The 9,945-nt window shown below is 50.6% G+C and carries 8 protein-coding genes and 1 pseudogene; all 9 read left to right on the forward strand.

Annotation, left to right across the window (positions count from 1 at the left end):
• A pseudogene (locus tag IK012_RS10395) lies at positions 1-408 on the forward strand (phosphopyruvate hydratase); the annotation flags it as partial.
• 193 nt (positions 409-601) lie between these two features.
• Positions 602-880 (forward strand): hypothetical protein, encoded by a 279-nt coding sequence (locus IK012_RS10400; RefSeq protein ID WP_290954082.1) that lies wholly within the window; start codon positions 602-604, stop codon positions 878-880.
• Positions 877-3,636 (forward strand): hypothetical protein, encoded by a 2,760-nt coding sequence (locus IK012_RS10405; RefSeq protein WP_290954085.1) that lies wholly within the window; start codon positions 877-879, stop codon positions 3,634-3,636. The genes IK012_RS10400 and IK012_RS10405 overlap by 4 nt, the downstream gene beginning before the upstream one ends.
• Positions 3,614-4,192: a hypothetical protein gene (locus IK012_RS10410; protein WP_290954088.1), complete on the forward strand. Its 579-nt coding sequence runs from the start codon at positions 3,614-3,616 to the stop codon at positions 4,190-4,192. The genes IK012_RS10405 and IK012_RS10410 overlap by 23 nt, the downstream gene beginning before the upstream one ends.
• A gap of 242 nt (positions 4,193-4,434) precedes the next feature.
• Positions 4,435-6,261 carry an ABC transporter substrate-binding protein gene (locus IK012_RS10415; protein ID WP_173378481.1) on the forward strand — a complete coding sequence of 609 codons (1,827 nt, stop codon included), beginning with the start codon at positions 4,435-4,437 and terminating at the stop codon, positions 6,259-6,261.
• A 44-nt stretch (positions 6,262-6,305) separates the two neighbouring features.
• Positions 6,306-7,673 (forward strand): ABC transporter permease, encoded by a 1,368-nt coding sequence (locus tag IK012_RS10420; RefSeq protein WP_290954092.1) that lies wholly within the window; start codon positions 6,306-6,308, stop codon positions 7,671-7,673.
• Positions 7,674-7,675: 2 nt separating this feature from the next.
• A complete protein-coding gene (locus tag IK012_RS10425; protein WP_173378483.1) occupies positions 7,676-8,521 on the forward strand; it encodes an ABC transporter permease in 846 nt (281 codons plus the stop codon).
• An 11-nt stretch (positions 8,522-8,532) separates the two neighbouring features.
• Complete coding sequence (locus IK012_RS10430; RefSeq protein ID WP_173378484.1) at positions 8,533-9,537, forward strand: ABC transporter ATP-binding protein; 1,005 nt, start codon at positions 8,533-8,535, stop codon at positions 9,535-9,537.
• The coding region (locus tag IK012_RS10435) for an ATP-binding cassette domain-containing protein (RefSeq protein WP_290954096.1) at positions 9,527-9,945 on the forward strand (419 nt) is incomplete at its 3' end. The genes IK012_RS10430 and IK012_RS10435, both read left to right, overlap by 11 nt.

Here is a 9,945-nt window from a genome sequence, read left to right on the forward strand (position 1 = left end):
GGTGACGACCTGTTCGTGACCAACCCGACCATCTTCGACGAAGGCATCAAGGCTGGCATCGCCAACGCTATCCTCATCAAGGTGAACCAGGTCGGTTCCGTGTCCGAAACTCTCGCCGCCATCAAGCGCGCTCAGGACGAAGGCTACGCCCCGATCGTTTCTCACCGCTCTGGTGAAACCGAAGACACCTTCATTGCTGACCTCGCCGTCGGTACCGCCGCTGGCCAGATCAAGACTGGTTCTCTCTCTCGTACGGACCGCGTGTGCAAGTACAACCGCCTCCTCCGCATCGAAGAAGAACTCGGCAAGGATGCTGTGTACGCCGGTGACCCGCGCAAGGCTTGCAAGGCTGCCAAGGCCGCTCCTGCTAAGAAGTGCGCTTGCAAGAAGGCTTGCAAGAAGAAGTAATTCGGCAATCGCGATAGCATGTCATTCTGGAGCCGCGTCAGTGGCGATAGAATCCATGCTGAAGTGATTCGTGCAAATTGCAAAGAGAAGCCGTCCCTCCGGGGGCGGCTTCCTTTGTTATGTTACACAGGTTTCTTGGAACAAGGTATTATATTTGTAAGTAGTTTCATGAATCATGTTAGGAGGATATGGCATGAAAAGGATTCTGCTTCTGTTGGTGGCGATGGTATTTGCTGTCGCGTGTTCGAAAGAAAAAAATATTCCAGAAGAAAAAAGTTCCGATCGTCCTCGGACGGAAACTAATAGTTCTTCAACAGAAGGTACTGTTAAAGGGATTCCGCCAAGGCCTGTGACTAAAGGCCTTTACGATTTTAGTGAATGCGATGCTAAATTCAAAGAGGGAACAGAGGATTACAAGAGTTGCGTTAAAGCTAAATATCCGAACGTGAAATTTGTAGGAGAAGAGAAATGATAAAGAGGATTTGTCTTGTTCTGTTTTTGTATTGTCATTTAGTTTTCGCTGACTGCTTGCTTTATGAATCTAGAGAATACGCTATTGAAGGCGCGGAAGCTTATCGAGAAAGTTGTGAAAGTTATGGTGGCGGTGGTGGAAAGTTTTCTTATTCGGTGTCCGAAAGTTCTTCTAACAATACATGTGGTGGAAGGTTTGTAGAGAATGCTTTTGTTCTTCGGGTCTCATGCAATACATGTAGCTCCTTAGAAATGTTGGAAGAGTTAGAAGAAAATAAGAAATATTGCAATGAAAACTGCAAAACTCCCATGATGTATTGTATGACCGATTTAAATGCTTGGGGAAGCACATTGAACGGATCTAGGGAATCTTGTGGTTTAGATGACCATACTCTTCCTGGTTGCGAGGAGTCAAGTTCCTCGGAAACGGAACAGTCTTCCTCGTCGGAAAATCAAAGTAGCTCCTCTCTAGAGTCCTCTAGTTCGGCAGAAAGTTCGTCCTCTAAGGAAGACGAGACGTCGTCTAGTTCCGAAGAGAATTCATCCTCCTCTAGCGAAAATTACGATAGCTCCAGCAGCGGAGGTTCCTGTGATGAAGGTGAAGGCCATTGTGATGATTCCAGTAATTCCTCGGCGGGTCCTACGGATTATTGTGAAATAGGAGGCGACAGGAGAAATGATCTCGCGAGGCTTGGCTATGTGCATTTGGATGTGTACAATGCCCTTCCGAACATGCAAAACCGAGATGAAATCTTCGTGTTGAATTGCACTTGTGCGGGAAATGGGCGTCTTGTCGCTTGTGACTTTGCCAATTTTGGACTGGCGGAAGGCTATTTGCCGATTGAGATGCCCATATGTGGTTATTCGGAAGGCTATTGGTGCAATGGCATCGAGAACGGAACATGCGATTTTAGCGGGAATGTTATCAGACTCTATTATTCAAATGATGACGGCTCGGGCTTTTGGTGGGCGCCCGTATTCAACGATGCGAATACTCTAATGTATATTGAATATATTAGGATGATAACGATACTTGAAGAAACCATCAATGGGATAACCAACAAGTCAAACCTTTTCTCGATGCGCCATCTGCTTCCCGCCAATGTTTCATACAGTGATTTAGAGAATCTAGTACTTGAGGCTGCCCCGGCATTCCCTGATATGGGCAAAATGACTGCCTATTGCCGTGGCGAGTGGTTCCCGCATGATGACGACTGTTTCGGAACAGAGGACGAGGCCGAGGAATCTTTGCAGGATATGTCTGACAATTGTGCTATTTCTTATGGAATACCCTATTACCAGACGGAACTTTCTAATCGTGGTTGGTGTGTTGTGGGCGAATGCGAGGGTGCGGAGCCCTATTCAAGTGCGGAGGAATACTCCAGCTCGTCTGAGGAGAGTTCCTCAAGTTCAGAAGAATCCTCATCGTCGGAAGAGGAAAGTTCTAGTTCCGAGGAATCCTCCTCGTCCGAAGAATTGAGTTCGTCAAGCGAATACGCCTTGTGTCAAGCGCTGTCGTCTGCCGATAGATCAAATGCTTCGAAAAATTCCTGTTTTGAGAGTAGTGGTAAATGCTATAGATGTAATGCCGCCCGCACTACCAGTGAATGCAACTCTGCTTGGTCTTGGGTCTCACCTTCGCATATTGATAAATACTATTTCACGGAAATTGATTGCGAAAGTGGAGAGCGCAAGGATGACAATCGGATTGGGCAGTGCCCGGGATTCCCGATGGAAAAAGTTCCTGAGTACCCAGAACAGGCGTGCATAGCGTACAATGGAAAGTGCTACAGGTGCAATCCTGCACGTGGTTCGGAGTGTGCACATTCTTGGTTATGGAATGAGGGTCCATTTGGAGAACATAATATCGGATACTTCTATGAACAGGTTGATTGCTATGACCCATTTGAAAAGCATGACAATCAATGTCCAGATGGAAATGTTTTAATGAAACGAGTCGCTGATTATGGCGATGCGGAAGATGCAAGTGTTATTGGATATGATATTGATTTCATAAATAACGCGAAATATTATGATGTTTTAGGACGAAAAACATCAATGGCAAACTCTGCTAAACAGATTCTTTATAGAAAAGCTATTGATAAATTTTATCAAAAATCGACAAATCAGTTACAGCAAACAATTGAGAATATTTTTGAAGGGATGAACCAAAGAAATTCTAGGCGAGCCCTTTTTAAACGAGATGATTGTGGACATCTTCGAGGAGATTATGGGATAATTGAAAATGGTCAAAAAGTTGGGGGGATTACATGCCCTGATGCAGGACCTCTCTTTAGCACTCCCAATGTACTAGATAACAAATTTTTAGAGGAAACATGCATCGTTAAGGACTGCGAATATAAGAAAGTTTGGGTGAGAGTGGGGACAACACTTCAAATGAGTCTTACTAGTATTGATTATTATGTTGTGGATGTTGGTTTTGTTTTTCCTGACGGATATGTTACTACGCAAAAAGACCATAATGCAGTAGAAAAACATGAAAAAGGGCATGTGGAAGATTTTAAATGTATTGTAAAAAAATTCCCTGAAGAAACTAAGTATATTGAAGTTGAAGTGGAGGCTTGTAACGAGAAGGATGCTTTGAATGCGGCTATAACAGAAAGTGTACAGCCATATTTGGATGAAATGAAAAAAGAGTATGATAAACGTTTTAAAAGAGCGACGGATCGATATCATCAAAAATACGATTCGTTTAAATATCCCGAGGATAATTATGTCTGTCCGAGTGATTTATAAAATTTGCATCATTATCGCATGTGCGTTCGCATTTTGCAATGCTGCCGATTATCCAGATGAAAAATCTGATGATGATCCTATCTTTGCCTATTTTTGCTTTTATAAGGATTCTATTTCTTGGCTTCATGGAGAGGATAGCGTTTATGTTCTAACCTATCACGAAATGAAAAATGAAATCACATTTTCAATCAATTTTAAGAGTACTACGGATATTTCTTCTTTTTGGGTAAGTCTTCCAGATCTTGATAGAAATAAAATCATCATAAATCCTTTTCGAGGTACGCAAGGACGTGGTTCTGGATTTTATCGAGGTCGGAAATATTCAGAAAACAGGACTGTAACGCCTTATGACTTAATTGATTTTTACATTCTTCAAAAAGATTCTTTGCTTGTAAAATCTCTTTTGGGAACGACGAATCGATTGAAATGGGATTACGATTTAAAAATGGGAAAACAAAAACAAGAATTTTCTGGAGATAACATCATTTACATCTCCGGTTTCTGCACCGAAGAACAACTGAAAGCGATAAGAGAAAGAAAAAAGAAGAAGGAATGATTCCCCAAAAAAGCGGCGGACAATGGCCGATTGTTGCGCTTATATTATTTGTCATACACGTTTGTAAATTTTCGTAATCATTCGGGCGGCAAAGACGAGGAGGGGCGGTGCCGTACCCGCGTTTGTGTCTGCTTGTAAACGTATTTTTTTAGTATGGGGGACAACAAACAATACGTTTAAATCTATATTAGTTCCGAATTTTCATCAAAAGTCGTAAATAGGCTTACAATAAGAGGATACACATGATTGGAATGAAATCGATTGTCAAGACCGCTGTCGTGGTTTCGGCGACGGCCGCCCTTTTCGGGTGCGACAGCAGCAGCGAGCAGCAGGCTGCCGATGGCTCTTTGCCCCGTAAGCAGACACTTTATCTGTCTGGCCAGCAGTGGGGTGCTCCCGCTACGTTCAACCCGCTCGCCGAAAGCTGGATGGCCGCATGGCCCGTTGGCGGTCGCTTCAACCTGGTGTACGAACCGCTCGTCACCTATAACACTCTTAACGGTCAGGTGGAAGCCCTCCTCGGTACGCTCGTTCCTGAACTTTCCAACAACGACAGCATCGTGGTCGACCTGAACCCCGCTGCCAAGTGGAGCGATGGCAAGCAGGTGAACTCCAACGACGTGAAGTTCATCTTCGCGAACGGCGCCATCAACACCTCCGAACAGATTTCCGCAATCCACGTGGATACCCTCAAGGCCGAACCGGCAGCCCAGGATGCGCCTGTTGCCGAACGCCTTTCCTTCATCGTTGCCAAGGACAAGCGCAACAACCCGCTTTCTGTGATGGACCTCCTCCAGGCCATCCGTATCGTGCCGGCTCACGTGTTTGAACCGCTCGTTGCCGAAAAGGGCCTCGACGAAGTCAAGAAGCTCCCGATGGACAAGAACCCGGTCGTTTCTGGCCCGTACACCATCAAGGATTACTCTGCGAACAAGATTATCCTCGAACGTCGTGACGACTACTGGGGCAACGCCGCCCTCCACAACGGCCAGCTCCCGGCTCCGAAGTTCATCGTCCACCCGATCTACAAGAGCAACGAACACAACACCATCGCTCTCCGCAAGGGTGAACTCGACGCTTCCATGTCCTTCATTCCGCGTATCGGTGACCTCAAGGGCGCCGGCGTGCACACCTGGTTGAACGACGCTCCGTTCTTCATGCCGGGCGCTATGCCCATGCTCATGATCAACACCATGAAGGAACCGCTCAACGACAAGCGCTTCCGTCGTGCTCTCGCTACTGCGATTGACTACAACGCCATCCGCCAGTTCGCCGTTTCCAACTACACGTCCCAGCTCCAGCCGGGCCTCATCATGCCGACGAACCTCGAAGGCAAGTACATCAACGCCGAAGATGCTAAGATCGGTGTGAACCTCAACATTGTTGACGAAGCCGAACGCCTCAACACCGTGAAGGCCATGCTTTCCGAAGCTGGTTACAAGTCCGTGTTCAAGGACGACGGTACGCTCGACCACATGGAAAACGCCAAGGGCGAAAAGATTCCGACCCTCTTCATCACCTCTCCGGCCGGTTGGACCGACTGGGAAGCCATGGTGTCTATCGCTGTCGAAGGCATGCGCAAGGCCGGTATCGACGTTCGTGAAGGCTTCGTGGATGGCGGTCAGTACTGGCCTGCCATGGGCACTGGCAACTTCGACCTCATCATGCACAAGCCGACTGCCGACGTTTCTCCGTCTCTCCCGTGGAGCCGCTTCAACGAAGTCATGTCTAGCCGTGACTGGCAGAAGCTCGGTGACTGGGCCGGCACCAACATTGGCCGTTACAACCAGCCGGGCACCAAGGAATTCCGCCCCGAAGTGGACAAGCTCCTTGCTGAAATTCCGCTCATGACCGACGAAGCCAAGAAGGCCGAAGCCTACCGCGAACTGAACAAGATCTTCATGGAAGACCAGCCGGCTATTCCGCTCGCTTACCTCCCGGAACAGTTCTACGAATTCAGTGACCGCGTGTGGACCAACTGGCCCTCTGCCGACAACGCTTACGCTCCGGCCCAGCTGCCGTGGATCGCTTCTGGCACGAAGGTTCTCTGGAACCTGAAGCTCAAGTAATTCAAAGGAAAATAAAAGGACTATAAATGCTTAAACAGTATCCTATGCTACGCTATGTCCTGCAGAAGGCTTTCTGGTATCTTCTGACGTTTGTCGTAGCTGTTGCAATCAACTTCGCCCTGCCGCGCATGGGTGAAAACAACCCTGTGGACATCATCATGGGTAAGGCCGCTCAGGGTCTTACTCCGGATCAGGCGAAGCTCAAGAAGGAAGCCTTGCTCAAGGCTTTCGGTATGGCTGAACTTGACGATCAGGGCAACGTTGTCTATGAACCTGAGGTCGATGCAAACGGCCAGGTCAAGACGATCAAGGTTCCGAAGCTCGACGAACAGGGCAAGCCTGTGTTCAGGGTGATCAAGGACGTCGATGCCGAAGGCAACCCGGTGATGGTTGAACGCCAGAAGCTCGACGAACAGGGCAATCCGGTCTTTGAAGAAAAGCCGGTTCTCGACGCGAAGGGCAAGCCCGTGATGGAAAAAGACCCGAAGACCAAGAAGAAGGTCGCGAAGGTCGAACAAGTCGCCGTCATGGAAAAGGTCCAGACCGAGCATCAGGATACTATCATGGTGGACCAGGTGGTCCTCCAGAGCGACCCGAAACTCGCTTCGGGCCTGTCTCAGTTCTTCTCTTACATCGGCAACGTGTTCAAGGGTGACCTCGGCCTTTCTTACAGCCAGTACCCGAAGCCGGTTGTCGAAATTATCAAGGAATCCCTCCCGTGGACTCTTGCGATCCAGGCCCCGACTATTATCCTCGGCTGGATTGTGGGTAACCTCCTCGGTGCTTTCGCTGCCTACAAGCGCGGAATCTTCGACAAGGTGTTCTTCCCCTGCGCCATGTTCCTCAACGGCGTGCCGTTCTTCGTGTTCGGTATGTTGCTCGTGGCGCTCTTCTCCATCACGCTTGGCTGGTTCCCGGCCATGGGCGCCTACAGCCCGGATATTCCGGAGCTCACGTTCAGCTGGAGTTGCATCAAGAGCGTCGGGTTCTACTACGTCCTTCCGTTCTTCTCGGTGTTCCCGATCCTTCTCTCGGGTCAGGCAACCGGTATGCGTTCCATGTCCATCTATGAACTTGGTACCGACTACATGAAGTATGCGAAGTGGCTGGGTCTCCGTGAAGGCAAGATCATCAGCTACGTGTTCCGCAACGCCATGCTCCCGCAGCTCACTGGTCTTGCCCAGAGCCTCGGTGCGATGGTGGGCGGCGCCCTCATTACCGAAATGATCTTCTCTTACCCGGGCCTCGGTATGGCGATGCTTACTGCCATCCAGCAGAACGACTACGCGACGATTCAGGGCTGCACGCTCATGATTTCGACCTGCGTGCTCGTTGCTAACTTCGCTGTCGACGTTTTGATTGCCGTCTTCGACCCGCGTGTCAAGGCCGGTCTCCAGATGGGAGGTAAGTAATCATGGGTAAACTTCTTAGAAATCTTCTCAAGTCCCCGATGTTCGTGATCGGCGTGTCCATTTTCTTCATCACGCTCTTGATCGCTTTCTTCGGCCCCCTCTTCTATCATGTGGATATCAACGCCCGCGACATGATGGCCGGCCCCTATGCCGGTTCCAGCGCTGACCACCTGCTCGGTACGGACCACCTTGGCCGCGACTACGTTTCGCTGCTCATCGCCGGTCTCCGTTCCTCGCTCTATGTGGGTCTTGTCGCCGGTGTGATTGCGACGACGATTGGTGTGCTTGTCGGCCTGTTCGGCGGTTTCCGCGGCGGCTGGATTGATGAAGTCCTCAACATGCTCACCAACATCTTCATCGTGATTCCGCAGTTCGTGATTCTCGTGCTCATCAGCTCCGCTGTGAAGGACGGACGTTCTCTCACGCTCATCGGCCTCATCATCGGCCTTACGGCGTGGAGCTGGTCTGCCCGTGCCGTGCGTGCGCAGGCATCCTCGCTGCGCAGCCGCGACCACATCGCGCTCGCCCGCATCAACGGTGCATCCACGCTCACGATCGTGATCAAGCACGTGCTTCCGTACTTGCTCTCTTACGTGTTCATGGTGTTCATCATGCAGGTCTCCTCCGGTATCCTTTCCGAAGCCTCCATCTCCATGATTGGCCTCGGTCCTCTGGATTCCACGAGCCTCGGCATTATCCTGAACCAGGCGAAGGACAACGGTGCCCTTTCCGGCGGTATCTGGATTGCCTTCCTCCCGGCGACCATCATCATCACCCTCACGGTTTTCGCGCTCTACCTCATCAATACTTCGATGGAAGGCGTGTTTAACCCCAGGCTCCGCAAGTAAGAGGTAACGAAATGTCAGAAAATGTTTTTGAAGTAGAAAACCTCAGCCTGTATTACCTGGGCCGCTTCGGCGACAAGACCCATGCCGTTACGAACGTCAGCTTCTCCATGAAGCAGGGCGAAATCCTCGGCATCGCGGGCGAGTCCGGTTGCGGTAAGTCGACTCTCGTGTCCGGCCTCATGGGCATGTGCATCCCGCCGCTCTACCCCGAAGGCAAGAGCGACGTGCGCGTGAAGAGCGGCGACAAGATGGAATCCCTCATGAACCGCAAGGTCGAAGACGTCCGCAAGAACGTTCTCGCCCAGAAGGTCTCGATGATTCCGCAGGGTGCGTTCAACGCCCTGAACCCGGTCCGCAAGATCAAGGACATCGCCGCCGACGTGATTGCCGCTCATCAGCAGCCCGGCAAGAAGCTCGACCACAAGGAAATTTACGACCGCCTCTGTGAACGTTTCGACCTGTTCGGAATGGACACGAAGCGCGTGCTCGATTCTTACCCCATCCAGCTGACCGCCGGTGAACGCCAGCGTTCCGTTATCGGTATCTCCACCTTGCTCAACCCGCAGATGGTGATCGCCGACGAACCGACGTCCGCTCTGGACGTTTCCACCCAGAAGGAAGTCATCAAGATGATTTTCGACCTTCTGGACAAGGGCATCTTCAGCACGATGATCTTCATTACGCACGAACTTCCGCTCCTGTACCACGTGGCCGACAACATCGCCATCATGTACGCGGGTGAATTCGTGGAAAAGGGTACGGCGGAACAGGTCGTCAAGGATCCGCGCCATCCGTACACCCAGGCCCTCATGGGCGCCATGCTCAGTACCGAGGCGAGCCAGCGCGGCCGTCACCCGGTGGCTATCGAAGGCGCTCCTCCGAGCCTCAAGAACAAGATTGAGGGTTGCCGCTTCGCCCCGCGTTGCAGCAAGGCTAAGGACTGTCAGTTTAAGAAGAACACTCAGAATCTCCGCATTGTCGGCGATCGTGACGTGAGGTGCGATTATGCTAAGTGATAAGCCCGTTGTATTTTCTGCCAAGCGCATCAGCAAGGATTTCGGTGCGGGCAAGAGCCTGAAGACCGCCGTTAAGGACGTTTCCTTTGACATCTACGACGAAGAATTCATCTCCATCGTGGGTGGCTCGGGTTGCGGCAAGTCCGTGCTCGCAAAGATCATGCTCGGCCTCTACAAGCCGACGCGTGGCCAGTTCCTGTACCGCGACAAGCCCATCAAGAACCTGAAGGACCACTGGAACGAAGTCCAGTCCGTGTTCCAGGACCCGTTCGGATGCTTCAACCAGTTCTTTACCATCCGTAGCCAGCTGGAAGATTCCCTGAACATCCTGAAGAACAAGCCCTCCAAGGAAGAAATCCGCCGCCGCGTGGACGAAGGCCTGATGGCTGTGAACGTGACTCCTGCCGA

The organism is Fibrobacter sp. (assembly GCF_017551775.1).
In the GTDB taxonomy this organism is placed as follows: Bacteria; Fibrobacterota; Fibrobacteria; order Fibrobacterales; family Fibrobacteraceae; genus Fibrobacter.

Excerpts from the sequence above, each read along its gene's own strand:
- IK012_RS10415 (WP_173378481.1), top strand. The coding sequence starts at position 4,435 with ATGATTGGAATGAAATCGATTGTCAAGACCGCTGTCGTGGTTTCGGCG.
- IK012_RS10410 (WP_290954088.1), top strand. The coding sequence starts at position 3,614 with ATGTCTGTCCGAGTGATTTATAAAATTTGCATCATTATCGCATGTGCG.
- IK012_RS10405 (WP_290954085.1), top strand. The coding sequence starts at position 877 with ATGATAAAGAGGATTTGTCTTGTTCTGTTTTTGTATTGTCATTTAGTT.
- IK012_RS10425 (WP_173378483.1), top strand. The coding sequence starts at position 7,676 with ATGGGTAAACTTCTTAGAAATCTTCTCAAGTCCCCGATGTTCGTGATC.
- IK012_RS10420 (WP_290954092.1), top strand. The coding sequence starts at position 6,306 with ATGCTACGCTATGTCCTGCAGAAGGCTTTCTGGTATCTTCTGACGTTT.
- IK012_RS10400 (WP_290954082.1), top strand. The coding sequence starts at position 602 with ATGAAAAGGATTCTGCTTCTGTTGGTGGCGATGGTATTTGCTGTCGCG.
- IK012_RS10430 (WP_173378484.1), top strand. The coding sequence starts at position 8,533 with ATGTCAGAAAATGTTTTTGAAGTAGAAAACCTCAGCCTGTATTACCTG.